This is a genomic window from Nocardia sp. CS682 (genome assembly GCF_004634405.1).
GTDB lineage: Bacteria > Actinomycetota > Actinomycetes > Mycobacteriales > Mycobacteriaceae > Nocardia > Nocardia ninae.
Genome location: NZ_CP029710.1, coordinates 8,560,404 through 8,586,768 on the forward strand (window position 1 = coordinate 8,560,404; position 26,365 = coordinate 8,586,768).

Genomic DNA, 26,365 nt, shown 5'->3' on the forward strand with positions numbered 1-26,365 from the left:
GATCAGCGGAGCAGGTAGGGCATGTTGACGGTGACCGCGCCGGTGGGACAGCGGGCGGCGCACGGGCCGCAGTACCAGCACTCGTCCACGTGCATGAAGGCCTTGCCGTTCTCCGGGTTGATCGCGAGCGAATCGAGCGGGCAGATCTCGACGCACAGCGTGCAGCCCTGAATGCACAGAGATTCGTCGATGGTCACGGGGATATCGGTGCGCTGGTTCACGAGTGCCATCTAGCGGACCTTCCATTCGGGGGTGCTTCGGGTCAGGTTGCCGCGCATGGTGATTCGGTCACCGCGCAGGCGGATGTACTCGAGATCGACCGGACGGCCGTCGTCGAGGTGGGTCAGCCGTTCGAGCATCAACAGCGGTGCGCCGCCGGGGATGTCGAGGGTGGAGGCGGTGTGCGGGTCGGCGGGCACCGCCTCCAGCGCGAGCTCGGCGTGCCCGAGTGAGTGGCCGCTGATCTGCTCGAGCAGCACGAAGATGTCGGTGTGCGCCAGGTCGTGGCCGAGGATTTCGGTGCCGATATCGGGCGCCAGGTAGGTGAGATCCAGGCTGAGTGGTAGATCCGCGAGGTATCGCAGCCGTTCGAGGTAGACAACGCGTTCCCCGGGAGCCAGCTGTAGGCGGCGCGCGACGGCGGCCGGCGCGGTGACGTGCATGGCGGCCCGCACCTCGTTGCGCACGGTGCCGTAACCCTTGAACGTCTCCTGCAGGCCGAGCAGCGCGTCGAGACCGTGGTCGTACTTACGGGTCGCCACCCGGGTGCCGACCTTCGGCAGCCGGTCGATCAGCCCCTCGTCCTTGAGCAGAGCGAGCGCCTCACGCACGGTGTTGCGCGATGCCTCGAACTCTGTCGCGAGCTGTTGTTCGCTCGGCACCCCGTCGTCGAACGCGCCCGCGTGCACTTGATGCCGGAGCAGATCGGCGACCCGCCGCGCTTGATCGGCGCGCGAGCGCCGCATCGGCGTGGGTTCCGCCGCCTTTCCATCGCTGACCTGCATGGACAGCGACGATAGTGCGGATTCGGCGGCCCGAATCCCGGCGCGGGACCGCGCGAAAATCAAGGGATGTTATTGCGCCGTGCGCTCCCTCGCTCCGACCTGGTGAAATGTCCGGCCCGCACGCCAATACGCCACCTTGGCGCGGCGGGACCGGATTCGGATCATGCCGATCGGAATGCGGAAGACGAGTGCGTGCTACCGGGGACCGTACGTGTTGAGGAACAGCACTGGCCCCGCACCGAAAAAGTCAGCGGTATCGAGGTGCAGGACCGCCGCCAATGCCTTGGCGGTGTACACGGTTTCGAGCTGGAGCCCGTCCTGCGTCGCGAGGGTCTGCGCCTCGTGGGCGGCGGGGGTGGGGTGGCCGTAGCCGGGGCCGAGCCAGTCCGTGGTGATGGTCAGGTCGTCGGGGCGCAGGCCGATCGGCTGGAATCGGGCACCGCGCGAACGCAACAGCCGCTCCGCGCGCCCGGCCAGGCGGGCGATGTGCGAGGCATCGAGGGGGAGTGCGTCGTTCACTACAACGCCGACAACCCGGGTGCTCAGCCCGGCCAGCCGCAGGCCGAGCGCCAAACCTGCTGCGGTGCCGCCGGATCCGACGGCTGTCACGATGTGGCTCGGCTCGGGCACCGCACCCGCGGCGATCTGCTCGGCCAGTTCGAGCGCGCCCTCGACATAGCCGAGCGCGCCGATCGGCGACGAGCCGCCCACCGGCAGGTAGTAGGGCCGCTTGCGGCCCCGCATGTGCCGCAGGTACAACCACGGAGCCGTTAGTAGGGTGCGCCGCTTGGTGTGCGTGAAATGCACTGTGGCACCGGAGTTCTCCAGGCGCCGCAGTTGCGCGCGGACATGGTCGTCCATCGGCTGGTCGACCAGCGCGAGCACGGTCTCGATGCCCTGCTCGCGGCCGTACAGTGCGGTGGCGAGCCCCCAGTTGGTGCCGGTGCCACCGACGGTGAAGATCGTTCGCGCGCCGCGTCGATGCGCCTCGGGCAGTAGCCATTCGAGCTTGCGGACCTTGTTGCCGCCCCAGCCGCCGTCGCCGTAGCGACCGTCGTCCTTGCACCACAGCGGAACTCCGGTGCCGACGTCGAGCCGTCGGATCGGGGTCGGCGAGGTACCGAGCCGCACATACGGCAGCGAGTCGGTGAGTTCAGGAAAACGCTTGTGCAGCAGTGCGTCCGACATGTCAGCTTCCCGTGGCAGGTCTCGTGATCGCCTCGGGGATGCCGAGCAGCGCGGCTTGCACCTCGTGCAGCCGGTCGACATCCCCGCTGATGCCTGCGACATTATCGTTGTACAGGAAAGCCTCGCCGAGGCGGACCAGCGCGTAGGCGAGCAGGTCCGGTTCGACCGGCGGCCGGTAGCCGTCCTCGCGCTCGGCGCGGGCGATGAGCTCGCGCACGGTGGTGACCACCAAGGGCTGCACCGGCCCGTCGCTGGCGGTGAGAATCCGCAGACCGGACAGCGGCTCGTTCTCGAAGTACCGCCGGAACGGCACGTTGTCGGTCATCCAGCGATTGACCCGGTACAGCACGTCGAGGATGCGCCGGGCCCCGGTCGAGCGCCGCCGGGCGTCGGCGCGGGTGAGCAGCGCGGCGAACTCGCCGGCCAGCACCGTGCCGAGTACCCCCTCGCGGGACCCGAACCAGCGATAGACCGAGGCGCGGCTGAGTCCGAGCTCGGCCGCGATGGCCTGGATGTCCACCCGTTCACCGGCCAGGAACGCCTGTCGGGCCAGCGCGATGACCTGTTCGCGGGTCGCCGACGCCGGTCGTCCTGGTGGGCGGGTGGTTCGCTGGCTCGGGGTGGTCATCGAAAAATGGTACATCCTCCCATGCGTGTACCGAATCAGAACCAGGCGTCCCGCATCTCGAGGGTAGTGGTGTCGAGGCGGGCGAGCAGATCCAATGCCGGTGCCGTCTTGGGCAGCTCGAACCGGTAGAAATACCGCGCCGCATGCCGCTTGCCGTCGTAGAAGTCGCCGGTGTGCCCGGCGGCGGCCAGCAGCTGCTCGAGCCAGATCCAGGCCAGCACCAGATGGCCGAAGGCTTCGAGGTAGACCGAGCTGTTCGCCAGCGCGACCTCGACGTCACCGCCGGCGAACAATCCCGCGGTCACCTCGATCAGCCGCTGCCACGCCGCGTCCAACTGACCGGCCAGCTCGGCCGCCTCGCCACCGGCCGCGCGGGCGGCGGCCACAGTGTTCTGCACCCGGCCTGCGAGGGCAATCAGGCTCGCACCGCCCTGCTGGGTTACCTTGCGCCCCAGCAGATCCAAGCCCTGGATGCCGTGGGTGCCCTCGTGGATCGGGTTGAGCCGGTTGTCCCGGTAGTGCTGCTCGACGTTGTATTCGCGGGTGTAGCCGTAACCACCGAGCACCTGGATGGCGAGGTTGTTCGCCTCCAGGCACCACTGCGAGGGCCAGCTCTTGGCGATCGGGGTCAGGATGTCGAGCAGCAGGGTGAGCGCCCGCTTCTCCTCGTCCGAGTCGGCGGTGTGCTGTTCGTCGACCAGCCGGGCGCAGTAGAGCACCAGCCCCAGCGCGCCTTCGGTGTAGGCCTTCTGCGCCAACAGCATTCGCTTGACGTCGGCGTGCTCGATGATCGGCCGCTGCGGTGCCGACGGGTCGGCGGGCAGCTTGGCTCGGCCCTGCGTGCGCGTGCGGGCGTAGTCGAGGGATTCGAGGTAGCCGGTGTAGCCGAGCGCCGTCGCGACCAGGCCGACGCCGATGCGCGCCTCGTTCATCATGTGGAACATGTAGGACAGCCCGCGGTGCGGCTCACCGACCAGGTAGCCGACGGCGCCCGCCGCGCCGCCGGGGGTCCAGCGGCCCTCGCCGAAGTTCAGCACGGTGTTGACGGTCCCGCGGAAACCCATCTTGTGATTGAGTCCGGCCAGCGCGACATCGTTGCGCTCACCGACCGCGCCGTCGTCGTCGACCAGGAACCGCGGCACGACGAACAGCGAGATGCCTTTGGTGCCCGCCGGGCCGCCCGGGATCTTCGCCAGCACCAGGTGCACGATGTTCTCACCGAGCTCGTGATCGCCGCCGGAGATCCACATCTTGGTGCCGAACAGCCGGTAGGTGCCGTCGCCCTGCGGTTCGGCGCGGGTGACGATGTCGGCCAGTGACGAACCGGCCTGCGGCTCGGACAGGCACATCGTGCCGAAGAACCGGCCCTCCAGCATCGGGCGGACGAACCGCTCGGTGAACTCCGGGCCGGTATGGCTGAGCAGCAGGTTCGCGTTCGCGACGGTGAGGAACGAGTAACCCGAGGTGCCCGGGTTGGCCGCCTGGAACCAGGCGTAGCTGGCCTGTGCGACGGTGACCGGCAACTGCGCGCCGCCGAGGTCGTAATCCATTGCCGCGGCGGGCAATCCGGCCTTGGCGAAGGCGGCCAGCGCCGTGGCCACCTCGGGGATGATGGTGACCCGTTCGCCGTCGAAGGTCGGCTCGTTCGCGTCGTTGAGTTTGTTGTGCGGTGCAAAGTATTTGGTGGCCAGCTGCTCGCTGAGCTCGAGCACGGCGTCGAAGGTCTCGCGCGAATGGTCGGCGTAGCGCCCACGTTTGGTGAGCTCCTCGACATTCAGCCACTCGTAGAGCAGGAAATCGAGATCGCGCCGGGAAAGCAGCGTCGAACGCATCAGCCGTCCTTTCGAGACATGTGCCGACCACTGTATCTTACGGTTCGCGCGGATGCAGTGGGTCGGCCATGGATCGAAGGTAGCGGACGGGAGCGGCCTTCGAGTCGAACTCGGATCAGCTGGTCACCCGTTGGATATGGTCGGCGTGAACACCCCAGCCGGACAGCAGCTTTCGCACCTGCTCCGGGTCCGAGCTGAGCGGCGCGGGGACGTCGACGGGGGTACGGTCGAACCGCGGCGCCGGTGCGGGCTGGAGCACGCCGTCGACCTCGATGAAGGCGTTGCGGGCCTTGTTGTGCGGATGCTCATGCGCCTCCCACGGGCTCAGCACCGGCGCGACGCAGGCGTCCGAACCCGCGAAGATCTCGGCCCATTCGTCCCGGGTGCGCTCCTTGAACTTCGCGCCGAGCACCTCCTTGAGCTGCGGCCAGCCGTTCTTGTCGAGCTGGAACGGCAGCTCGGGGTCGTCGATGCCGAGGATGGCGAGCATCTGGTTGTAGAACGGGATCTCCACGCAGCCGACCGCGAGGTACCCACCGTCGGCGCACTCGTAGGTGTCGTAGAACGGGGCGCCGCCGTCGAGCATGTTCTCGCCACGCGGGAAGTTCCACAGGCCGAGGTGGTGCAGCCCGTGCATGGACGCGGTGAACAGGGCGGACCCGTCGACCATGGCCGCGTCGATCACCTGCCCCTTGCCGGACCGTTCCCGTTCGTACAGCGCGCCGAGCACACCGAGCGCGAGCAGCAGGCCACCGCCCGCATAGTCGCCGAGCATATTGGCCGGCGGTACCGGCGGCTCCCCGGCGCGGCCGACCAACCCGAGCGCGCCGGAGATCGCGATGTAATCGATGTCGTGCCCGGCGGTGCGGGCCAGCGGGCCGTCCTGGCCCCAGCCGGTCATCCGGCCGTAGATCAGGCGCGGGTTGCGCGCGGCGAGCTCGGCGGGGCCGAAGCCGAGGCGTTCGGCGACACCGGGACGGAACCCCTCGATGAGCACATCGGCATGGTCGGCGAGCCCGAGCAGCGTCTCGCGATCCGCGGGTTGCTTGAGATCCAGTGTGATGCTGTGCTTTCCGCGATCCAACGGACCCTCCGGCGAGACGATGCCCTCGCCGGGCGCGCCGCCACGGTCCACGCGCAGCACCTCCGCGCCGAGATCGGCCAGGATCATCGCGCCGAACGGGCCTGGCGCGAGACTGGCGATCTCGATGACTTTCACTCCGTGCAGGGGTCCCATGTCTCCGCTCTCTGTCGTCCTCGACGAGGGCACGCGGCCACGGCCGAACCCCGCCCGTCCGGATCGGTGTTCCCGAGGCTAGGCCTGCTCCGGGGTAGCGCCAATGACCGTCGCGCTCGGAAGGGGGTGACCGTAGCGCTCATGTGCCGCCTACGCCACCCGCCGAGCAATAACTCCAGACGGGCGACGGCCGACAGGTCACCCATGTCGAGGTAGGTCGAGATCCGCAGCAGCGCGACGGAGAGCATGACCGCGCCGACCTCCCCGCCCGCAAAGCACTCGCCGAGCGGATCGCCCCCGGCATCCCCGAGGACGCCGGCGAATCCGCCACCACCGATCTGGTTATCGAGATCTTCGTCGCGCGCACCCGCACCTGCGGGGGTGACACACGGCCTCGACGACGCCGAAACCTGCTGTCTCCGAACGTCCGACGCCCTGTACGCGAGAATACGTGCCGGAACCCGACGGCGAGTCGCCTCGCGGAACGGCCGTCGGTGTCATAGTGATTCGATGGGTCGGCTTCGTGGCTTCGCCGCCATCGCCAGTGTTGTTTGTCTGCTCAGTATCTCGGCGTGCACGGACTCGTCCGCGCCGGAGGACACCCCGACTGCTCAGCCGCCACCGTCGACACCACTCAGCACCACTGGCAGTACCGATCAGGATCGAACCATCCGCCTCGAATTCGGTGGTAAGCAGCGGTCTTACGTGGTGCATACGCCGCCGCGTTATCAGGACAGTGCCGCCCTGCCGCTGGTAGTTGCCATGCACTCCTACCCGAGTGCTGCGGCCCAGATCGCCACCACCTCCGGCTTGAATGCCAAGGCGGACAAGGAGAACTTCCTCGTCGTCTACCCAGAGGGGTATTCCCGCGCGTACAACGCCCTGATCTGCTGCGGTACGGAAGACGACGTTGGTTTCATCCGGACGGTTGTCGCCGCGATGGTCGCCGAGTGGAAGGCCGATCCGAAGCGCGTCTACGCCACCGGCATGTCCAATGGTGGCGACATGTCCTACAAGCTCGCGGTGGAACTACCCGGTACCTTCGCCGCCATCGCTCCGGTCAGCGGCGGCTTCATCGGCGCGAAGACCGAGGAAGCGGCATACAAGCCGGCCGTGCCGGTTTCGGTGATCACCTTCCTCGGCGGCCGGGACCGCTACAACGACCAGTTCGAAGCCGGAATCACGCAGTGGCAGCAGCGGCTTTCGTGCGCGCCCGCGGAACCGGCCGCAGCCTTGACCAAGCGGATCACCCGCACGACAGCCAGGTGCGGCGACGGCAGCGAGGTCCAGGTCTACCGGATTCCCGAGATGGGTCACGGGTGGCCGGGCGCGGCGCAGGGCACACTGTCCGAGCCGGACGCCGGGGTGAACGCGACCGATCTGCTGTGGGAGTTCTTCGCGGCTCACCCGAAATGACCGCTGATCAGCCCTCGGTCGCCACCAGCTGGTGTGTCATCCTCACCAAGCTCGCTGAGCTGAAGCACGAACGAGGAGGGGGCAGGCAGCGATCCGCTGCCTGCCCCCTCCTCGTTGCCGGGTGTTCTTCAGTCGAGCCCCGACAGCCGGGCGAGGATGGTGGCCGCCATCGCCGCCGGATCGCCGTCGTCGGGACGCAGCACGAGTTCGGCCTCGGTGGGCGACTCATACGGGTCGTCGATGCCGGTGAAGCCGCGGATCTCGCCCGCGCGCGCCTTGGCGTACATGCCCTTCGGATCCCGGGCTTCGCAGATCTCCAAGGGCGTATCGACAAAGACCTCCACGAACGGAATGCCTGCCGCGAGATGTGTCGCACGGACACGGTCCCGGTCGACGCGGTACGGGCTGATCAGCGAAACCACCGCGACCACACCGGCTTCGGCGAAGAGCCGGGCCACCTCACCGACCCGGCGGACGTTCTCCACCCGGTCGGCGGCGCTGAAGCCGAGGTCGGCATTCAGTCCGTGCCGCAGGTTGTCGCCGTCGAGCAGGAAGGCGGGGCGACCCGCCGCGACCAGTCGGCGTTCGAGTTCCACTGCCACCGTGGACTTTCCCGAACCGGACAGGCCGGTCAGCCACACGGTGAGGCCACGGGTCGCCCGCTCGTCTCGGCCGACCGCGGTGGAGTGCCAGACCACCCGCGAGGACGGCAGGCTCGGGCCGGTGATCATGCCCGCGCCGACGGTGTTGTTGGTGGTGTCGTCGACCAGGATGAAGCTGCCGGTGAACCGATTGCGCCGGTACGGATCGAACAGCAGCGGCTGCCGAGTCCGTAGCTGGACGCGGCCTATCTCGTTGAGCGACAACGACTCCGCCTGCTCGTCCCGGTGCAGCGTATTGACGTCGAGCCGGTAGTCCAGCGTGCGCACCTCGACGGTGGCGGTGCGCGTGGTGTGCCGGATGGTGTAGGTCGCGCCGGGGGTCAGCTGCGACTCGTCGGCGAACCAGCAGACCATCGCGTCGAGATCGCGTCCGGCGGTGGGGCGGTTGTTCGGCCGGCAGATCATGTCGCCGCGGGACACGTCGAGGTGGTCGGCGAGCTGCATGGTCACCGCCTGTGGCGGAAAGGCTTCCGTGACGGGCTTGCCACCGGGACCCCAGATGGCCTCGACGGTGGTGGTGAAACCCGAAGGCAGCACCGCGACCTCGTCCCCGGGCTTGAACACGCCACCGGCCACCGTGCCCGCATACCCACGGAAATCCTGTGCGTGACTGCGGGTTACGTACTGCACCGGGAAGCGCGCGTCGATGAGGTTGCGGTCGGAGGCGATGTGCACCTCTTCGAGGTGGTGCAGCAGGGGAGTGCCCTCGTACCACGGCATACTCGCGCCGCGATGCACGATGTTCTCGCCGTCCAGCGCCGACATCGGCACGAAGGTCAGGTCGAAGATGTCGAGTTTCGAGGCGAACTGGGCGAATTCGGTGCGGATCTCCTCGAACCGGGCCTGCGACCAGTCCACCAGGTCCATCTTGTTGACACACAGCACCAAGTGCGGGATGCCGAGCAGGCTGGCCAGGAACGCATGCCTGCGGGTCTGCTCCACCACGCCCTTGCGGGCGTCGACCAGGATCAGTGCGAGGTCGGCGGTGGACGCGCCGGTCACCATGTTCCTGGTGTACTGGATGTGGCCGGGGGTATCGGCGATGATGAATTTGCGCCGGGGCGTGGCGAAATAGCGGTGGGCGACGTCGATGGTGATGCCCTGTTCGCGTTCGGCGCGCAGTCCGTCGGTGAGCAGGGCCAGGTTCGGATAGTCGTCGCCGCGGTCACGGCTGGTCCGCTCCACGGCGGCGAGCTGGTCGGTGAAGATCGTCTTGGAATCGAAGAGCAGCCGGCCGATGAGGGTGGATTTGCCGTCGTCGACGCTGCCCGCGGTGGCGAGGCGCAGCAGTGTTGCGGTCATCAGAAGTAGCCCTCTCGTTTGCGATCTTCCATGCCCGCCTCGGAGATTCGATCGTCGGCGCGGGTGGCGCCACGCTCGGTGACCCGGGCCGCGGCCACCTCGGTGACCACCTCGGCGGGGGTGGCGGCGGTGGATTCCACGCAGCCGGTGCAGGTGGCGTCGCCGACCGTGCGGAAGCGCACCGTGGTCTCGTGCGGCTGCTCGCCGTCGAGGAGTTGCAGGAAGCGGGTGTGCGCCAACAGCATTCCGTCGCGCTGCACCACCGGGCGGCGGTGTGCGTAATAGAGCGGCGGCAGGTCGATGCCCTCGGCGGCGATGTAGGTCCAGATGTCGAGCTCGGTCCAGTTGGACAGCGGGAACACCCGAATATGTTCGCCAGCACGGTGTTTGCCGTTGTAGAGGTTCCACAGTTCCGGTCGCTGGCTGCGCGGGTCCCACTGGCCGTACTCGTCGCGGAAGCTGAATACCCGCTCCTTGGCGCGGGCCTTCTCCTCGTCGCGGCGCGCGCCACCGAAGACCGCGTCGAATCCGCCCTCCTGGATCGACCGCAGCAGTGTGGTGGTCTGCAATCGGTTACGGGAGGCGCGCGGTCCGGTCTCCTCGACCGCGCGGCCCGCGTCGATGTCGTCCTGCACGCTGCCGACCACCAGCCGCAGCCCGAACCGCGCGACCGTCTCGTCGCGGAAGGCGATCACCTCGTCGAAGTTGTGTCCGGTATCGATGTGCAGTACCGGGAACGGCAGCGGCGCGGGCCAGAAGGCCTTGGCCGCCAGGTGCAGCATCACCACCGAGTCCTTGCCGCCGGAGAACAGCAACACCGGACGTTCGAAAGTTGCCGCTACTTCACGGAATATATGTGCCGACTCGGCCTCGAGCACGTCCAGATGGGGCAGCTCGTAGGTGCTCGCCGTCGACTTCGCGTACTGGCTCACACCGCAAAACTAGAACACGTTTCGGTTGTTGGCAACAGCTCGGCGGGGCTGAGGGCAGGTTTGCGCCCGCCCGACGCGGCGGTCACGGCGTCCGCCGCGGCAACCAGAGCCGTTCCGCGCCGGTCGATTTCGGCGCCGGTGATGGACGCGCCGACATACATGGTCAGCACCATGTTCTGCCTGCCGTCCCCGCCGTAGGTCGGCGCGGCGAGCAGGCTGACCGGGTGCTCCTTGCGCGGCCGCAGATCGGTGCCGAGGTACACCCGCTCGCCGAGGCTGGTGACCAGCTCACCGACCAGTTCACGCAGCTCATCGGGGAGATCGTGGGCGGCGAAGCCGGCCAGCATGGAGTACAGCCTGCGGCCCGCCGCGGTGAGGCTCTCCACCAGATAGCCGCGCTCGCGGCATTCGGCGACCACCTGCCGCAGCCGCGCCTCGTCCTGCTGCAACGGCACCGTAGAGGGCTTGGCCAGCCAGGCGTCGAACGCCGCGTCGGTGTCCCACAGCACGTACATCAGGCCGACCGGCGGCGCGAAGTGGTAGGCCGCGCCGACCTTGACCATCCCCGGTCCGGTGCTCTCCAGGACCATGATCTGCTCGCCGACCACGGCGGATGCGGTGCAGGTGGTGCGGTATCGCGCGGTCAGTCGCTCCAACTCGGTGCGGGCGAGGGCGGAGATGGCGAAGCTGTCCTGGGCGACCCGGCCCGCGGCGATGAGCGCGGGTCCGAGGCCGTAGGTCAGCGTGTCGGCGTCGCGCACCAGGTAGCCGCCCGCGGTGAGCTCGGTGAGGATGCCGAGGCAGGTCGGTTTCGCCAGGTCGAGCGCCCGCGCCAGCTCGGACAGGCCGAACCGCTTGCCGCGCTGCTCGACGAGGAAATCCAGTACCTGCACCACCCGCACCGTGGGTGCGGATCTACGGCCGACCATTGACCACTCCTAGAACACGTTCTAATCTTGCCTCACACGGAATGTACCAGAGCGGTACATATTTGGAACACCGCTGCCGATCCACTGGAGACCCTTTGCTGACACAGCCGTTCGCGGATGCCATCGCCGCCGCCGAGCAGATCATCACCGGAGCCGCGCACATCCGCACCGAGCAGGACCTCGTCGAGGGCTACGACTATCTGGCGGGCAGCATTCGCGCCGCCTTACAGATGGCGTGGGCCTATGAGCGAGACTTCCCGTTCTTCGTCCAGTCCACCGGGCCGTACACGAAGATGGGCCTGGACAACCCGGACACGCTCTACTACCACTCGTATCTGCGCCCGGACGCGGAGTATGTGGTCATCGGAAAGCGCGGCACCACCAGGGATTTGAGCTTCCAGGTGCTGAACGGGAACTACTCGCCGGTGGACGTGCCGGACAGCCTCACCGCCTTCGACGACCGTGCCCTGGAAGTCGGGCCGGACGGCTCCTACGAACTCCGACTCGGCCCCGGCGAGGCCCGGCCGGGCTATGTGCACCTCGCCGCCGACTCCGCGATGCTGGTGGTCCGGGAGGTCTACAGCGACTGGGCCGTCGAGAAGCCGGGTACGATCCGGATCGCGCGGGTCGACGGCATCGGTGACGCACCGCCGCCGCTGACGAAAGACCAGCTGACCAAGCGCTACGGCGTCGCGGGCAAGATGCTGATCTCCCGGATCAAAACCTTCCTGGCCTTCCCGGAGTGGTTCTACCTGAACCTGCCGGTGAATGCGATGACCGAACCCCGGTCCACGCCGGGCGGTCTTACCACGCAGTTCTCCTCGGCCGGTCACTACGAGCTCACCGACGACCAGGCGATGATCATCACGGTGCCGAAATCCGATGCCCCGTATCAGGGTTTCCAGCTCGGCAGCATGTGGTACCTGTCGCTGGACTACATCAACCACCAGACCAGCCTCACCGCGGACCAGGCGCACGTGGACCCCGACGGGATGATCCGGCTGGTGGTCAGCGAGCGAGATCCGGGGCTGGCGAACTGGATCGAACGCACCGGGCACGACCGCGGCTATCTCCAGTTCCGCTGGCAGCGGCTGGCGCGCGAGATGAAGCCCGAGGACGGGCCGACCGTCGAGGTGGTGACGGTCGACGAACTGGCGCAGCGCCTGCCGTTCTACGACCAGGCGCGCGTCACGCCGGACCAATGGCGCGCACGAATCGCGGTACGGCAGGCCGCCGTCGCGGAGAGGATGCTCGGCTGATGTTGTTGCAGGACAAGGTTGTTGTGGTCTCCGGGGTAGGTCCCGGGCTCGGTCGCGCCATCGCGGTGCAGAGTGCGAGGGCGGGCGCCGATGTGGTGCTCGCGTCGCGAACCGAGTCGCGGCTCACCGAGGTGGCCAAGGAAATCACCGAGCTCGGCAGGCGCGCGGTCGTGGTGCCGACCGACATCAACGATGAAGCGGCCGCGGCGAATCTGGTGGCGGCCGCGCACAATGCGTTCGGCCGGGTGGACACGCTGGTGAACAACGCCTTCGCGATTCCGCCGATCGTTGACCTCGCCGACGTGGACCTGGATCAGGTGCGGGCCGGCTTCGAGACCAATGTGCTTGCGGCGCTGCGGTTGACGCGGCTGTTCATCCCCGCGCTGGCCGAAACCAACGGCTCGGTGGTGATGATCAACTCGGCGGTGCTGCGGCACTCCCGGCGAACCTTCGGCCCCTACAAGATGGCCAAGGCCAGCCTGCTCGCGCTGGCGCAGAGCCTGGCCACCGAGCTCGGGCCGCGCGGCATCCGGGTGAACACCATTGCCCCCGGCTACATCTGGGCCGACAACCTGAAGTGGTACTTCAACTACCTCGCCGAGCAGCGCGGCATCACCGCCGAGGCGGTCTACGCCGAGACGGCGAAGACCATCGACCTGCGCAAGCTGCCCGAACCCGACGAGATCGCCGACGCCGTGGTGTTCTTCGCCTCGCCGATGGCGCGCGCGATCACCGGGGCCTGTCTGGATGTCAACGGCGGCGAATACCACCACTGACCGGGTGCGGCCGGCTCGCACCACTATTGAGGAGATGACGTTGATCGGTAGGGACGATGTCGGGACCATCGATGATCTGCACGCATCGGCGACCAAGGTCGTCGGGCTGGACGATTTCGGGGCCGACGACTACCGCACCGGGCTCGAGGTACTGCTCGAGTCCTATGCCAAGGATGCGGAGCTGACGCCGTTCGGCAACAAGGTGAATCGGGCTTTCCTGCGCGGGGCGCTGATCGCCCGGCTGCTCAGCGAGGCCGCGTGGCAACGCTTTCCGGAGCACGCCGAGGTGGCGATCGAGCGGCCGATCTTCGTGACCGGGCTGCCGCGGTCGGGCACGACGGCGGTGCACCGGCTGCTCAACGCGGACCCGGCGCACCAGGGCCTGGAGATGTGGCTCACCGAGATGCCGCAGCCGCGCCCGCCGCGCGAGACGTGGGCGAGCAATCCGGTGTACCAGCGGATCGAAGCCGCGTTCGAGCAGCACCACGTGGAGCATCCGGAATTCATGGGCGTGCACCACATCTCCGCCGACCAGGTGGAGGAGTGCTGGCAGCTGCTGCGGCAGTCGGCCATGTCGGTGTCCTACGAGTGCCTGGGCTACCTGCCCAGCTACTCCGAGTGGCTGCGCGAACAGGACTGGACTCCGGCCTACCGCAGGCATCGGCGCAACCTGCAGTTGATCGGCCTGCCGGACGCCGGGCGGCGCTGGGTGCTGAAGAACCCCAGCCACTTGTTCGCACTCGATGCCATTTTCGAGGTGTATCCGGACGCGCTCGTCATCCAGATGCATCGCGATCCGCGGACCATCATCGCCTCGGTGTGCAGTCTCAACGAGCAGGCGTCGGCGGGCTGGTCCGACAAGTTCCGCGGCTCGGTGGTCGGCGCCAGCCAGCTCGACCTCTGGGCCCGCGGTGCCGATCGTTTCCTGGCAGACCGCAAGCAGCACAATGCCGCTCAGTTCTGGGACGTCGACTACGACGACTTCGTCGCCGACCCGATCGGCACCGTCGCCTCGATCTACCGGCACTTCGATCTGCCACTGACCGAGGAGGCGACCGCGGCGATGGCGGCGCTGCACGCCGAAAGCACCTCCGGGGCCGCCCGTCCCGCGCACCGATACACCCTCGCCGACTTCGGCCTCACCGCCGAGGAAGTCGACGAACGGTTCGCGGCGTATCGGGAGGCACACTTCCCGGGGCGCTGAGCGTCATCCGGAGAACAAGTCAGGCAAGGCGTTTCGTGCATGCTTGCATGGTGCGCAGTTTTCGGGCCCGTGGGCGGCTGCTGTCGCCCCACGGGCCCGAATTCGGAATAGCTTGGGTATCAGAGCATCTCGTGCATGGATGCAGCGTGCGCAATTCCGAGGGTGCACGCCGCAGCCACTCGGCGTTACGGCTGGCCGGGCTTGAGGACGATGAACAAGCCGTGCGCTTCGGCGCAGAGGCGGTCCCCGTCGTGCAGGGTGGCGCGGACATAGACCTTGCGGCCCTCTTGGCGCTCGGCCCAAGCGCGGACCTTCAGTTCCGTATTCAGCGGAGTGACGGAGCGGTAGTCGACGGTGAGCGAGGCGGTCCTGGTCACCGCGCCGGCGTGCACGGCCGCGGCCAAGCCGAGCAGATCGTCGAAGCCGATCGCGATCTGGCCGCCATGTGCGGCATTGTTGCCACCGAGATGGAAGTTGCGGAAGGTGATGCGCGCGTCGACGCCCTCGCGGTCGGCGTGATCGACGACGAACGGCGGCAGGGTGATGTTGCCGCGGGCGGGCAGATCGTGGCGGGTCCAGGTCGGCGTGGACCATTCGTCGACGATCGCGGCGTCCAGCTTGTCGTTCAGCTGCTTGAGAATGCCGATCGTTTCCAGGGCCTGCTCGTCCGACGGGCAGGCGAGCCGCGCGCGATCCATCAGTCCGCGCACCTGCTCGACGAACTCCCCGTAGTGCGGCCCGCCCCTGGTGATGTCGATGGTGCCGTCGTCGTGCGCGTTCATCAGCTCGGTCATCGGCCGGAACGCGCCCTCATGGTGCTCCGCGTTCGGTAGCGAGTCACCGGCCTGCTGTTCGTTCATGCGGAACACGTTATCGGTTGCCCACCGAATGCTCTCGGCACGGTCGTCCGGTGGATCGGCGGATCGGGCCCGAAACGAGCGATGTGGCCTAGGCTGGTTCGCGATCACCGATCGCGTGACGCGACGAGAATCAGCAGGTGGGTGGCGCAGCTCGGCCGCTCGGCGCAAGGACGAGTCCGCTGGCGAAAGGCATTGATTAGATGGGTATTACGGCAGTTGTCTTCGATATGGACGGCGTACTGATCGACTCCGAGCCGGTGTGGGAGCGGGTGCGCCGGGACTATGTCGCGGAGCGGGGCGGGCAGTGGCTGCCCGATACTCAGCAACGGCTGATGGGCATGAGCACCCGCGAATGGTCGGAATACCTCAGCACCGATCTGGGCGTCGACGCACCGCCGGAGACGGTGGCTCGCGAGGTGATCGAGCGGATGGCCGCGCAATACGACCGCAAGGTCCCGCTGCTACCCGGCGCGATCGACGCCGTGCAACGCATGAGCGAGAAGTGGCCGCTCGGCGTGGCCAGCTCCTCCCCGCGAACGCTGATCGACGTCGTGCTCGGACGCACCGGCCTGATCGAATTCTTCACCGTCACCTTCTCGACCGAAGAGGTCGACCGCGGCAAACCCGCCCCCGACGTCTACGTCGCCGTCGCCGCGTTCCTCCGCCAACGCCCCACCGACTGTGCCGCAGTAGAGGATTCGAGCAACGGCATGCGTTCCGCGCACGCCGCGGGCATGCGCGTCATCGCCGCCCCCCGCCCCGAATATCCACCGGCCCCCGACGCCCTGGCCCTCGCCACTCACGTCATCACGGACCTGGACGAACTAACCCCTACCCTGGTCACCGAACCGGCCTGACCGCAGGGACGCGGCTTCCCGTTTGCGGGTGGTCGGGTGGAGCGGGACATGGTGGCGTCGAATCGTGGGTGGCGCTGTCGTCAGGTCGCGGTCGGCGACTCGTCCGGGTGGTAGGAGGCGAGCAGGGTGCGGGCCGCGGTGGGGAGGTCGGTGTCCAGCCAGGCGGGGAGGGTCGGGGCGTGGGCGTGGCGGCGTAGGGCGGCGTAGGGGAGGTCTACGACGGCTCGGCTGATCGCGTCGATTTCGCGGTCGCCTGCACGGCCGAAGCGGGCGGTGGCGATGCGGCGGAGGTGGTCGAAGAGGGGGGCGTTCATGGTGGTCAGGCGGGCGCGGAAGTCGTCGTCGGGGCCGCCGTCGAGGAGGTCGCTGGGGCGCAGGTTCAGGAGAAGCCTTGCGTCGTCGGGTAGTTCGCGTCCGAAGGTGAGGGCGGCGCGGACCATCGCGACGCCCGCTTCGATCGCGTCGGGGTGCTCGGCGGCGGTGAGTACGCCGCTCTGGAAACGTTCGAGGGCGCGCAGCCAGGCGGCGGTCAGCACACCGTTGCGGTTGCCGAAGCGGTGGTACAGCGTGCCGACCGGCGCGCCACTGGCCTCGGCGATCGCCGCGACACTGGCGGCGCGGGGTCCCTCGGCGAGCACCAGGGTGCGTGCGGCGTCGAGGATCACGTCGGTGTCGTGCTTGCGGGGAGGTGCCATATACTAGTACGTTCCTTCTATATGGAGCGTTTGTCCTATATTGATGAGCATGCCAGATCCGTCGACGCGAATCGCGACCGGGCCTGGCAGGCACTGCTGAAAGTCGTCTGCAAGGACCCGGCGGATCCGTCCACCGTACCGAGCGGCTTCGAACTCGAGGCCGCGGAAGTCCCCGCCCGGCTGGCGATGAAAGGGCGGCACTGGTTTTCGGAGTACGCCCTGGTCTTCGAGCTGGAGGACGAAGGGGCGAGCCAGACCCGTGTCCGCGCGAAGTCGTGGGGCAATTTCCCTGGGCTGCACGGCAAGATCTACCGCGCGCTCGTCGTCGGCAGCGGCGGGCACAAGATCGTGGTCCGCCGGCTGCTGCGCCAGATCGCGGCCGCCGCATGATCCCCGGACTGGTCTGGGGCGCCACCGACGCCGAGCGCGGACACCCACTCCCGTGCGACGCCCTGCAACCCACCGGGGTGCAAGCTGATCGAGCCATCAGCATCGACGCACCCCACGGCCTGGTCTATGCCTGGCTCTGCCAATTACGGGTCGCGCCATACAGTTACGACCTGCTCGACCGCTGGGGCCGCCCCAGCCCACGGAATCGCGATCCGCAGCTCGCGGAACTCGAAGTGGGACAACGCTTCATGGGCCAGTTCGACCTGGTCTCCTTCGCGCTGAGCCAGCACATCACCCTGGTCACCGGGAAAATCGCCGTCACCTACGCGGTCCGTCCCGAGGGTGACGGCACTCGCCTGGTGGTCCGGGTGCGCATGGGCGGTCCGCGAATTATCGGACGACTGTTGGCCTTCGGCGACGTCATCATGATGCGCAAACAGCTGTTGACACTGAAAGAGCTGGCCGAAGCCGAGGACCGCGCCGAGCCGCGGGTCGAACTGCAATAGGACTGTGTCGCGCTGCACAGTGCGCCGGGTCTGGTGCATGCGGTCTGCCGACGTTCGAGGATGATCTGCCCATGGCAAAAGATGTTCAGCTCGGTGCCGTCCGCACCTGGTACGACGAGACCGGCGACGGCGAGCCGGTGTTGTTGCTGCACGGCGGTTTCGTGGACTCCCGCTCGTTCGAACCCGCCGTCGCCGGACTGGCCGAGCACTTCCGCGTCTACCGGATGGATCGCCGCGGACACGGCCGCACCCCCGACGTCGCGGGACCGATCTCCTACGACCTGATGGCGCAGGACACCATCGCGTTCCTCGACACGGTCGTCGGCGGCGCCGCGCATCTGGTCGGCTACAGCGACGGCGCGGTCGTCGCCTTGCTGGTCGCGCTCCGCAGGCCGGATCTGGTCCGCAAGCTCGTCTCGATCAGCGGCAACTTCCACCACGACGGCCTGCTGCCCGGCGTGCTCGACGGTTTCGCGCACGAAGAGCCGATGCGGCGCTTGGCCGCTCGGTACGGCGAGGTGTCGCCCGACGGCGAGGAGCACTTCCGCGTGGTCGCCGAGAAACTGCTGTCGATGGCGCGCGCCGAGCCCACACTGACGGTCGAGGAGCTCGCGGGCATCGCCAGCCGCACCCTCGTCATCGCCGCCGACGACGACGCGATGAGCCTGGAGCACACGATCGCCCTCTATCGGGCCATCCCCGATTCCGAGCTCGCCATCATCCCGGGCACCTCGCATCTGCTGGTGGTGGAGAAGCCCGCCGAGGTCTACCGCGTCGTCGGCAGTTTCCTCACGACCGACGCGGCCCGAACCTGGCAGCCGATCCGCCGCGCCTGAGGGGGAGTGTCCCGAACGTTTCTATCCGGTAGCAGGATCCCGGCGGCGCAAGATATTTGGGCAAACTATGTGCTAACAGTATCGCTGCTGGGCATCCGACCAGTCATGCTGAACGCATGGACTTCATGAAACCAGCCGAGCAACTGTTGGCGCAGGTCGCGGCGAAGTTCGGCTCTGCGGAAGCGTTCCTGGACCGGTTGGCCGACGTGCGCGCCGAATATATCGACGACACCGTCGAGATGCCGCGTGTCGTCGGCGGGTTGCCCACTATTTACTGAAACTGGTGAAGTTCGGCTACATCGAACTTCCACAACTCGAACCCGTCCGGCACGGTGTCGCTGACCGAAATCCGGTCGCGCGCCCACGTGCCTGCCAATGCGTGCGGCTCGGCGCCACCCGCGGCGGTGAGAATCGGCAGCGGATGGGTGCGCCGCCGCCCGGCCTGCTCCACCGCGGCCGCCTTGTCCACGTATCCGAGCTGATCGTGGTTGAGGAGGTATCGCCCGGTGCAGCCGTGCTCCGGCGGCCGCAGCGCCGCGACGGATGCCGCGGCCGCATACAGATTTTCCGCGCCCAGCTGCCGCCGAGCCCACACCACCCGGGCGGGCACGGACAGCAGCCGTTCGATGCCCTGCACGCTGTGATTGCCGATCCAGGCGTGTTCCACCAGCCGCGCACCTGGCTCCACATATCCGATCAGCCGGTAGTCGTCGTCCAGGAGCACTGCTCGATAGAACTGTCGCACGCGGCCGGATTCCTTTCGGAGGTAAGCGGTTTCGTAGCATGCTCACACTCGATTGCGGTGTGGCGATTACCGCGGCGTTACAACCGAACTAGCGGGCCCCGCTGTCCTCCGCGCGGTCGAGCAGCAGCGCGCGCTCGGCCTTGTTACCGGTCAGCTCGGCGGCGCGGATGAATTCGGCACCCGCTTCGGCGTGCCGACCGAGTTGGCCGAGCAGATCACCGCGCACGGCGTAGTAGAGGTGGTAGGTGTCCAGCACGCCCGCCGCGAGCGCGTCGACGAGGTCCAGGCCCGCCGCCGGACCGTGCACCTTGCTCACCGCCACCGCGCGGTTCAACGCCACGATCGGTGACGGAAAGCGTTCGGCGAGCACGGCATACAGCCCGGCGATGCGCCGCCAATCGGTGTCCTGCGGCGTCGCCGCCATGGCGTGCACGGCGGCGATCGCGGCCTGCAACGCGTAACTGCCCGGCAGCAGGCCGCGCTCCCTGGCGACCGCGTTGGCGCGCCCCAACGCCGCGAAACCACGCCGGATCAACAGCCGATCCCACCGTGCCCGGTTCTGATCGGCAAGCAGCACAACATCATTCGCCGGGCCGGTGCGCGCGGGCAGTCGCGAGGCTTGCAGTTCCAGCAGCGCGACCAGCCCGTGCACCTCGGGTTCGGCGGGCAGCAGCTCGGCCAGGATGCGGGCCAATCGCAGTGCGTCCTGGCACAGCTCGACGCGGATCCAATCCTCGCCCGCGGTCGCCGCATATCCCTCGTTGAAGATCAGATAGACGACCGCGAGCACCGAGGCCAGCCGCGCGGTCAGCTCCTCGCCACCGGGCACCTCATAGGGCACTCGCTTCGCGGCGATCGTGCGCTTGGCGCGCACAATGCGTTGTGCCACCGTGGATTCCGCGACAACGAAAGCACGGGCGATCTCCTCGGTGGTCAAGCCGCCGAGGAGTCGCAGCGTCAACGCCACCCGCGCCTGCTCCGGCAGCACCGGATGACAGGCGGTGAACATCATCCGGAGCAGATCGTCCGCGACGGCGGCGTCCGGCTCGGGTTCCTCCGGCGCCTGCTCGGTCACCAGCTGGTGACCGAGCAGCGCGAGCTTGCGGGCGAAGGTCTGATTCCGGCGGATCCGGTCGATCGCCCGATGCTTGGCGGTGAGCATCAGCCAGCCGCCCGGATTAGGCGGCACCCCGTCGCGTGGCCATTGCTCCAGCGCCGCGACCAGCGCGTCCTGCGCCAGCTCCTCGGCCGCGTCGATATCACCGACGACGCGGGTGAGCCCCGCGACCAGTCGCGGCCATTCCATCCGCCACACCGTTTCCACGGCGCGGTGGGTCTGCTCGGGCGACCGGTCCTGGCTCATCGTCCGCCGCGCCGATCAGGCCTCTTCGGCGATCTGCCGGAGTTCGACCTCGATCTCCCACTCGGGGCCGTGCACGTCGAGGAAGCGTGAGGTCCACTCGACCGCTTCGTCTTTGGTCTTCGTCTGCAAGATGCAGTACCCGCCGACTACTTCTTTGGACTCCGTGAACGGGCCGTCGAGCACGGTCTGCTTGCCGCCGGACTGCCTGATCGTGGTGGCCTCGCTGACCGGGCTCAAGCCATTGGTGTCCAGCAGCACGCCTGCCTTGGTCATCTCCTCGATCACCTTGCCCACCCGGTCCATCAGCGCCGCGTCCGGCTCGGGCGCGGTGGTCGGGTCGAGGTGGATCAGCATCATGTAGCGCATCTCGGGTCCTTTGCTCGTCGTCGTCAGGATCGTCCGATCCTCACCTCACTGCATCGAACGGCCACCACCCGGATCGACACTCCTGCGAAAAATTCTCCTCGAATATTTTCGGTGCGGGACGGCAGGCCACGGTTTCCGCGGTATTGCGGGAAGCATTCGCGGCGGGGAGCATGGCGGTGGAGGGATGTCATGGAACCTGGTGGCGGCGATGCCTTCGCAGTGATCCCCGGACCCGGCGGCGCGGGTGACGGCCTCGCCGAGATCGTGGCGGCGGGTGGCCTGCACAACTACCAGCTGAAACTGCATGCCGACTACGGTCCCGTCGTTCGTTTCCGGTTGCCCGGCGCGGACACGGCGGTGTCGATCGCCGATCCGGTGCTGCTGGAGGCCACCGCGAAGGTCGACAAGCGGCCCGAGAAGCTGTTCGAGTTCCTGGCGCCGCTGCAGGAATCGGACAATTTGCAGACGTTCTCCGCCGAGCAGCACACACCGTGGCGGCGAGTGTTGCTGTCGGTGCTGGCCGGGCGGCGTTCGCACGAGGCGCATTTCGGGCAGTTCGTCGCGCTGACTTGCGACATGGCCGGTCGGTGGGCGGCCTCGGACGGGCCGATTGCTTTGCAGCAGCACCTGAGTGAGTTGTCGCTGCGGATGATCTGTGATTACGCGCTCGGTGCCGGTGCGGACTCGCCGGAGCAGGCCGGGCGGATCGTGTCGGCCTTCGAGGATGTGCTGACCGACCAGTTGGCTCGGCTTTATCAGGCCGATCTGCCGGGAACCGAGGACGAACGCGGTGCCCGCGCGCAGCGTGCCTTGACCTTTCTTCGTACGACGGTGAACGACGTGCTCGCCGCGCACCAGGACAGCGCACGGCAGACCGACGCGCACCGGACCGACGGCAGCGACCTGATCGCCGCACTGGCCGCGGCCGGCCAACCCCCGGCGCGGATCCGCGACACCGTGCTGATGACCATGCTGGCCGCACACCACACCACCGGAGTCGCGATCTCCTGGACCTTGTATCTACTCGCGCAGCACCCAGACGTCGCCGACCGCGTCGCCGAAGAACTCGCCGACGTACTAGGGGACAGGCCCGCGCCCGACTACGCAGATCTCAAACGCCTGACGTATCTGAAGATGGTGCTCGAGGAATCGATGCGGCTCTACCCGCCCGGCCCCTACGGCGCCCGCGAAATCTCGGAAGACCTTCGCGTGGGCGAGTACACGATCCCGGCCGGGACCACCATCTTCTACCCGATCTGGGCCGTGCACCTCAACCCCGAATACTGGCCGCAGCCAGAGGTTTTCCGTCCCGAACGGTTCTCCGCAGCGGAATCGGCCGGACGTCCCAGGCTCGCGTACATCCCCTTCGGCCTCGGCCCGCGCAGCTGCGAAGGCGCCGCGCTGGCCATGGTCGAAGCACAACTGGTGCTCGCGGTTCTGCTGCGGCGCTTCCGATTAGAGCTTGCCCCTGGGCATTCGGTGGTTCCCGTCGAACGCTTCGTCCTGTGGGCGGCCGATGACATCCGGATGAACCTCACGCCACGCGTCACCTGATCTGCTCTGGTGCCCGCGGTTCTGCTTGCGGCTCAGCGCTGTTCGCCAGGCCAGACGGCTCGGGCGTGTGCGGCACGCGCGGTCCACCTGCCGTCGTAGCGGACTTCGACAGGATGCGCGAAGGCGCTGGTGACGTTCTCGGTGGTGAGGATGTCGCGCGCGAGACCCGCGGCGACGGTGTGGCCGTCGGCGATCAGCAGCGCGTGCGTCGTGGTGCTCGGAAGCTCCTCCAGATGGTGGGTGACCAGCACCGACGCGACCTCTGGGTGGGTATCGCCGAGGGTATCGATGGTCTCCAGGAGTTGTTCGCGGGCAGCGAGATCCAGGCCGGTGGAGGGCTCGTCGAACAGCAGCAGGCGTGGTTCGGCGATGAGCGCGCGGGCGATCAACGTGCGGCCGCGTTCACCTTGGGACAGCGTCGGCCAGGTGTTGTCGGCCTTCCCGGTGAGGCCGACCGTATCGATCATCGCATCGGCGCGGCTGAGCTGATCGGGCGTCGGCGTCCAGCGCATCGGGGTGTCGATGGTCGCCGTGAGACCGGTCAGCACCACCTCACGAATGGTCAGCGGATAACGCAGCGGGTGGCGCGGATTCACATGCCCGATCGAATGGCGCAGGCGTTGCAGTTCGACGCGGCCCAGCTGTTCACCGAGCACCCGAACCGTGCCCGAGGTGGGGAACATGACCGCGCCACAGAAGCCGAGCAGAGTGCTTTTGCCCGCCCCGTTCGGCCCGAGCAGCGCCCAGTGTTCGCCCGCGCGCACGGTCAGCGAGATACCGTTGATGATCTTCTTGCCCTCGCGGCGGAACGTCACATCCGTCAGTTCGAGCACCGGTGCGCCGGTCACGTGCATACCTCCTTCGGAAAGGGGCAGTCTAGCCAGCACGGACACCACCGCCGCACCCGGCATCTTCCGGCAAAACGCCCGGGGGCCACGGTCGTCCGTGCGAAGGTAATCGGCGTGGCGCGGCACGTGACTGGAAACCTCCCCGCCGAAGTGACCAGCTTCGTCGGGCGGGCCGGTGAAGTCGCCGCCGCCAGGAAACTGCTGTCCAGCACGCGGTTGCTCACGCTGACCGGGCCGGGCGGCGTCGGCAAGACCCGGCTGGCCCGGCGGGTGGGCGACACGGTGCGGCGCGCCTTCCCGGATGGGGTGTGGCTGGTCGAGGTGGCCCACGTCAACAACGGTGAGCTGGTGGCGCTCAGCGTCGCCCAGGCGCTCGGCCTGCGCGACGACACCAGCGCGCCGCTGGCCGGTCTCACCGATTACCTCGGCGGCAAGCACCTGCTGCTCGTCCTCGACAACTGCGAGCACCTCATCGACGCCTGCGCCGAACTCGTCGACCGGCTGATCGCGCGCACGCCCGAGGTGCGGGTGCTGGCGACCAGCCGGGAGCCGCTCGGCGTGCTGGGTGAGCAGGTGCTGCCGATCGCGCCGCTGCCGGTGCCCGAGCTGGACGAGGACTCCGGCGAGGTCGACGCCGCGGACAACGCGGCGCTGCGGCTGCTGATCGATCGGGCCACCGCCGCGAATCCCGAATTCCGGGTCAGCACCGCCAATCTCGGTGCGCTGGCCGGGATCTGCCTTCGGCTGGACGGCATTCCGCTGGCCTTGGAGCTCGCGGCGTTGCGGCTGCGGGCTTTCACCCCCGACCAGGTGCTGGAACGCCTCGACGACACCATGCGCCTGCTCACCACCGGACTGCGCACGGCACCGGAGCGGCAGCAGACGCTCGAGGCCGCCATCCGCTGGAGTTACGACCTGTGCACCCCGGACGAACAACGCCTCTGGGAGCAGCTCGCCGTGTTCGCGGGCGGCTTCGACCTGGCGGCCGCCGAGGCGGTGTGCGTGCTGGAGCCGCCGGGCGTGCTGGTGGACGCGCTGACCGGTCTGGTCGAGAAGTCGGTGCTGAGCCATCGCCACGACAACGACGGCACCGGCCGCTACACCGTGCTCGAGCCACTGCGCCAGTTCGCGCTGGCGCGGCTCGCGGCGCACGGCGACGAGTACGCGGTCCGTATCCGGCACCGCGATCACTATCACCGCGTCGCGCAGCGCGGGCGCACCGAATACTGGGGTGCGGCCGACGTCGTCTGGTTCCGGGACGTCACCCGCGAACACGCGAATCTGCGTGCGGCGCTACAGTTCGCGCTCGCCGACCCGGACGGCGCGCACCGCGGGTTACAGATCGCCGCCGAGCTGCGGCCGTTCTGGGAGCACTATCGGTTCCTGCTGGAGGGGTACCGCTGGTTGATGGACGCGCTCGGCAAAGATCCCGAGCGCACCAGCGACCGGGCGCGGGCGCTGACCGCCGCGTCGATCATCGCGGCCATGCTGTCGGACACCGAGTCGGCGAACGAGTATCTGCGCGAATGTGTGTCGATAGCCACGGAATTGGGTGCCGAGGAGGTGCTGGTCGAGGCGACGCTGCTGGCGGCGGTGCTGGCCTTCGCCGAGTCGGGACCGGTGCGTGCGCTCGAGATCGCCGAGGAGGCGGCCGTGCGGGCGCGGGCATGCGCGCACCACGGTACCGAGATGGAATGCCTGGCCTTTGCTTACGTCTGCGCGATGGTGCTGGCGGACGAGCGTGCGGGGGCGTTGGCCGAGCAGTTCCTGGCGAAGTCCACCCAGCACGGTTCGCATCTGCTCGGCGGACTCGCCTCGTGGGCGGTCGGGACCAATCATTGGCGAAACGGGCACGAGGACAAGGCGATCGAGGAGCTCCGGCGCGCGGTCGAGCTACTGCGACTGTTCGATCGGTGCGTGTGGACCGCCTCCGCCTTCGATGGGCTCGCCTGGGTCGCGGCGGCCGGCGGTGACCTGAACCGTGCCGCTCGGCTGATGGGTGCCGCGGCGACCGTGCGGCACGGCAGCACGCAGCGGCTCGCGCACGCGATGACCGACGTGGTCGGTGACAAGGTCCGATCGCAGGTCTACGAAGCCATGGGGGACAAGGAGTTCCGGGCCGCCTTCGACAGTGGTGCCGCGCTCGGCCTCGACGAGGCGGTGCGCTACGCCCTCGGCGCCGAGCAGGCCGACGTACCGCCGAAATCCGTTGCCGTCGAACAACTCACGCGCCGCGAACGGGACGTGGCGCGATTGGTTGCCGCCGGCTACAGCAACAAACGCATCGCCGCCGAACTGGTCATCTCGATTCGTACCGCGGAGAGCCACGTCGACCACATCCTGACCAAGCTCGGCTACACCTCGCGCGCCCAGATCGCGGCGTGGGTCAGCAGGCACAGCCCCTGACCGGTCAGTCGCCGGTCGCGCCGTCGATGCGTTCGCGCAGCAGGTCGGCGTGCCCGTTGTGCCTGGCGTACTCCTCGATCATGTGCAGGTAGACCCAGCGGAGGTTGTACTCCAGGTCGGGCCGCCTCGGATGCTTGAAAGTGTGGTCGAGCGGCAGGTCGGCCACCGCGGCATCGGCCAGTTCGATCTCGCGCCGCAGTGCCGCGAAATCGGTGGCGGGATCGGCGTTTTCGGTGTCGTCGAAGTCGCCGTCCAGGTTGTCTTCGCTGCCGTAGACGTACGGCACCGGCTGGGCCGCGGCGGCGAGCCGGAACCAGCCGCGTTCCACCTCGGTCATGTGCCGGACCAGGCCGTGCAGCGACAACGTGGACGGTTCGGCGGAACGCCGTTTGAGCTGCTCCTCATTCAGTCCCGCGCACTTGAGCAGCAGCGTGTCCCGGTGAAAATCGAGCCAGGCCTGCAACATCGGCCGCTCGTCGGCGATCCGCGGTGCATCGGTGCGGATGAGGTCGGGCGCGATCCAGTTCACGCCGCTGACTCTAACGCCGCACCGTCATCGCCGCCCCGCGA

At 68.1% G+C, this 26,365-nt stretch carries 27 protein-coding genes; 11 read left to right on the top strand and 16 right to left on the bottom strand.

All coding sequences use genetic code 11. The annotated features are described in order from the left end of the window. Positions 1 to 2 precede the first annotated feature (2 nt). The 6 genes from DMB37_RS38745 to DMB37_RS38770 form a co-directional block, all read right to left on the bottom strand. Positions 3 to 230: a ferredoxin family protein gene (locus tag DMB37_RS38745; protein WP_040734564.1), complete on the bottom strand. Its 228-nt coding sequence runs from the start codon at positions 228 to 230 to the stop codon at positions 3 to 5. Beyond that, a complete protein-coding gene (locus DMB37_RS38750; protein ID WP_135236969.1) occupies positions 231 to 1,004 on the bottom strand; it encodes a GntR family transcriptional regulator in 774 nt (257 codons plus the stop codon). Between the two features lie 195 nt (positions 1,005 to 1,199). Beyond that, a complete protein-coding gene (locus tag DMB37_RS38755; protein WP_135236970.1) occupies positions 1,200 to 2,192 on the bottom strand; it encodes a 1-aminocyclopropane-1-carboxylate deaminase/D-cysteine desulfhydrase in 993 nt (330 codons plus the stop codon). A 1-nt stretch (position 2,193) separates the two neighbouring features. Beyond that, on the bottom strand, positions 2,194 to 2,820 hold the full coding sequence (locus DMB37_RS38760) for a QsdR family transcriptional regulator (protein WP_240772039.1): 627 nt from the start codon (positions 2,818 to 2,820) through the stop codon (positions 2,194 to 2,196). Positions 2,821 to 2,855: 35 nt separating this feature from the next. Then, the gene (locus tag DMB37_RS38765; protein ID WP_135236972.1) at positions 2,856 to 4,652 is read right to left on the bottom strand and encodes an acyl-CoA dehydrogenase; all 1,797 of its coding nucleotides are present in this window, start codon (positions 4,650 to 4,652) and stop codon (positions 2,856 to 2,858) included. A 115-nt stretch (positions 4,653 to 4,767) separates the two neighbouring features. Continuing rightward, a complete protein-coding gene (locus DMB37_RS38770; RefSeq protein ID WP_135236973.1) occupies positions 4,768 to 5,889 on the bottom strand; it encodes a CaiB/BaiF CoA-transferase family protein in 1,122 nt (373 codons plus the stop codon). Positions 5,890 to 6,399: 510 nt separating this feature from the next. Between DMB37_RS38770 and DMB37_RS38775 the strand changes: the two genes are divergently transcribed. After that, positions 6,400 to 7,305 (top strand): PHB depolymerase family esterase, encoded by a 906-nt coding sequence (locus tag DMB37_RS38775; protein ID WP_135236974.1) that lies wholly within the window; start codon positions 6,400 to 6,402, stop codon positions 7,303 to 7,305. Positions 7,306 to 7,433: 128 nt separating this feature from the next. Here DMB37_RS38775 and cysC read toward each other — a convergent pair whose 3' ends face one another. From cysC to DMB37_RS38790, 3 genes are read right to left on the bottom strand one after another with little or no spacing between them, the layout of a single operon-like run. Continuing rightward, a complete protein-coding gene (cysC, locus tag DMB37_RS38780) occupies positions 7,434 to 9,269 on the bottom strand; it encodes an adenylyl-sulfate kinase (RefSeq protein ID WP_135236975.1) in 1,836 nt (611 codons plus the stop codon). Next, entirely contained in the window at positions 9,269 to 10,201 is a 933-nt protein-coding gene (cysD, locus tag DMB37_RS38785) for a sulfate adenylyltransferase subunit CysD (RefSeq protein WP_135236976.1), read from the bottom strand. Before cysD ends, cysC begins: the two co-directional genes overlap by 1 nt. After that, entirely contained in the window at positions 10,198 to 11,130 is a 933-nt protein-coding gene (locus DMB37_RS38790; protein WP_135236977.1) for a helix-turn-helix domain-containing protein, read from the bottom strand. Before DMB37_RS38790 ends, cysD begins: the two co-directional genes overlap by 4 nt. Positions 11,131 to 11,225: 95 nt before the next feature. On the opposite strand from DMB37_RS38790, the gene DMB37_RS38795 reads away from it, so the two are divergent. From DMB37_RS38795 to DMB37_RS38805, 3 genes are read left to right on the top strand one after another with little or no spacing between them, the layout of a single operon-like run. Further along, positions 11,226 to 12,389 (top strand): hypothetical protein, encoded by a 1,164-nt coding sequence (locus DMB37_RS38795; RefSeq protein WP_135236978.1) that lies wholly within the window; start codon positions 11,226 to 11,228, stop codon positions 12,387 to 12,389. After that, the gene (locus tag DMB37_RS38800) at positions 12,389 to 13,165 is read left to right on the top strand and encodes an SDR family oxidoreductase (protein WP_135236979.1); all 777 of its coding nucleotides are present in this window, start codon (positions 12,389 to 12,391) and stop codon (positions 13,163 to 13,165) included. The genes DMB37_RS38795 and DMB37_RS38800 overlap by 1 nt, the downstream gene beginning before the upstream one ends. Before the next feature lie 40 nt (positions 13,166 to 13,205). Then, positions 13,206 to 14,369: a sulfotransferase gene (locus DMB37_RS38805; protein ID WP_370465439.1), complete on the top strand. Its 1,164-nt coding sequence runs from the start codon at positions 13,206 to 13,208 to the stop codon at positions 14,367 to 14,369. 185 nt (positions 14,370 to 14,554) lie between these two features. Here the strand turns inward: DMB37_RS38805 and DMB37_RS38810 are convergent, their stop codons facing one another. Then, complete coding sequence (locus DMB37_RS38810) at positions 14,555 to 15,229, bottom strand: PaaI family thioesterase (RefSeq protein WP_135236981.1); 675 nt, start codon at positions 15,227 to 15,229, stop codon at positions 14,555 to 14,557. Positions 15,230 to 15,429: 200 nt separating this feature from the next. Between DMB37_RS38810 and DMB37_RS38815 the strand changes: the two genes are divergently transcribed. Next, positions 15,430 to 16,086: an HAD family phosphatase gene (locus tag DMB37_RS38815; protein ID WP_135236982.1), complete on the top strand. Its 657-nt coding sequence runs from the start codon at positions 15,430 to 15,432 to the stop codon at positions 16,084 to 16,086. An 80-nt stretch (positions 16,087 to 16,166) separates the two neighbouring features. On the opposite strand, the gene DMB37_RS38820 is transcribed toward DMB37_RS38815, so the two are convergent. Beyond that, positions 16,167 to 16,781, bottom strand: a complete 615-nt coding sequence (locus tag DMB37_RS38820) for a TetR/AcrR family transcriptional regulator (RefSeq protein WP_135236983.1) — start codon at positions 16,779 to 16,781, stop codon at positions 16,167 to 16,169. Positions 16,782 to 16,802: 21 nt separating this feature from the next. Here DMB37_RS38820 and DMB37_RS38825 point away from each other — a divergent pair, with 21 nt between their 5' ends. The 4 genes from DMB37_RS38825 (at position 16,803) to DMB37_RS40880 (ending at position 18,791) form a co-directional block, all read left to right on the top strand. Next, positions 16,803 to 17,171 (top strand): hypothetical protein, encoded by a 369-nt coding sequence (locus DMB37_RS38825; RefSeq protein ID WP_135236984.1) that lies wholly within the window; start codon positions 16,803 to 16,805, stop codon positions 17,169 to 17,171. Continuing rightward, the gene (locus DMB37_RS38830) at positions 17,168 to 17,677 is read left to right on the top strand and encodes a hypothetical protein (protein WP_135236985.1); all 510 of its coding nucleotides are present in this window, start codon (positions 17,168 to 17,170) and stop codon (positions 17,675 to 17,677) included. The genes DMB37_RS38825 and DMB37_RS38830 overlap by 4 nt, the downstream gene beginning before the upstream one ends. A gap of 71 nt (positions 17,678 to 17,748) precedes the next feature. Next, positions 17,749 to 18,513, top strand: coding sequence for an alpha/beta fold hydrolase (locus DMB37_RS38835; RefSeq protein ID WP_135236986.1), 765 nt, complete (start codon positions 17,749 to 17,751; stop codon positions 18,511 to 18,513). A 116-nt stretch (positions 18,514 to 18,629) separates the two neighbouring features. Beyond that, a complete protein-coding gene (locus DMB37_RS40880; protein WP_159080367.1) occupies positions 18,630 to 18,791 on the top strand; it encodes a hypothetical protein in 162 nt (53 codons plus the stop codon). Here DMB37_RS40880 and DMB37_RS38840 read toward each other — a convergent pair. The 3 genes from DMB37_RS38840 to DMB37_RS38850 all read right to left on the bottom strand — a co-directional run bounded on the left by DMB37_RS38840 (position 18,785) and on the right by DMB37_RS38850 (position 20,987). Next, positions 18,785 to 19,258 carry a hypothetical protein gene (locus tag DMB37_RS38840; protein ID WP_135236987.1) on the bottom strand — a complete coding sequence of 158 codons (474 nt, stop codon included), beginning with the start codon at positions 19,256 to 19,258 and terminating at the stop codon, positions 18,785 to 18,787. The genes DMB37_RS40880 and DMB37_RS38840 overlap by 7 nt on opposite strands. Positions 19,259 to 19,346: 88 nt before the next feature. Next, complete coding sequence (locus tag DMB37_RS38845) at positions 19,347 to 20,621, bottom strand: RNA polymerase sigma factor (protein ID WP_135236988.1); 1,275 nt, start codon at positions 20,619 to 20,621, stop codon at positions 19,347 to 19,349. Positions 20,622 to 20,636: 15 nt separating this feature from the next. Beyond that, on the bottom strand, positions 20,637 to 20,987 hold the full coding sequence (locus DMB37_RS38850; RefSeq protein ID WP_135236989.1) for a YciI family protein: 351 nt from the start codon (positions 20,985 to 20,987) through the stop codon (positions 20,637 to 20,639). A gap of 189 nt (positions 20,988 to 21,176) precedes the next feature. On the opposite strand from DMB37_RS38850, the gene DMB37_RS38855 reads away from it, so the two are divergent. Continuing rightward, positions 21,177 to 22,541 (top strand): cytochrome P450, encoded by a 1,365-nt coding sequence (locus DMB37_RS38855; RefSeq protein ID WP_135236990.1) that lies wholly within the window; start codon positions 21,177 to 21,179, stop codon positions 22,539 to 22,541. 32 nt (positions 22,542 to 22,573) lie between these two features. Here DMB37_RS38855 and DMB37_RS38860 read toward each other — a convergent pair whose 3' ends face one another. Then, positions 22,574 to 23,389, bottom strand: coding sequence for an ABC transporter ATP-binding protein (locus DMB37_RS38860; RefSeq protein WP_240772051.1), 816 nt, complete (start codon positions 23,387 to 23,389; stop codon positions 22,574 to 22,576). Between the two features lie 114 nt (positions 23,390 to 23,503). On the opposite strand from DMB37_RS38860, the gene DMB37_RS38865 reads away from it, so the two are divergent. After that, positions 23,504 to 25,795 (top strand): LuxR C-terminal-related transcriptional regulator, encoded by a 2,292-nt coding sequence (locus DMB37_RS38865; protein WP_240772057.1) that lies wholly within the window; start codon positions 23,504 to 23,506, stop codon positions 25,793 to 25,795. A gap of 4 nt (positions 25,796 to 25,799) precedes the next feature. Here DMB37_RS38865 and DMB37_RS38870 read toward each other — a convergent pair whose 3' ends face one another. Continuing rightward, positions 25,800 to 26,324 carry a DinB family protein gene (locus tag DMB37_RS38870; RefSeq protein WP_135236992.1) on the bottom strand — a complete coding sequence of 175 codons (525 nt, stop codon included), beginning with the start codon at positions 26,322 to 26,324 and terminating at the stop codon, positions 25,800 to 25,802. Positions 26,325 to 26,365 lie beyond the last annotated feature (41 nt).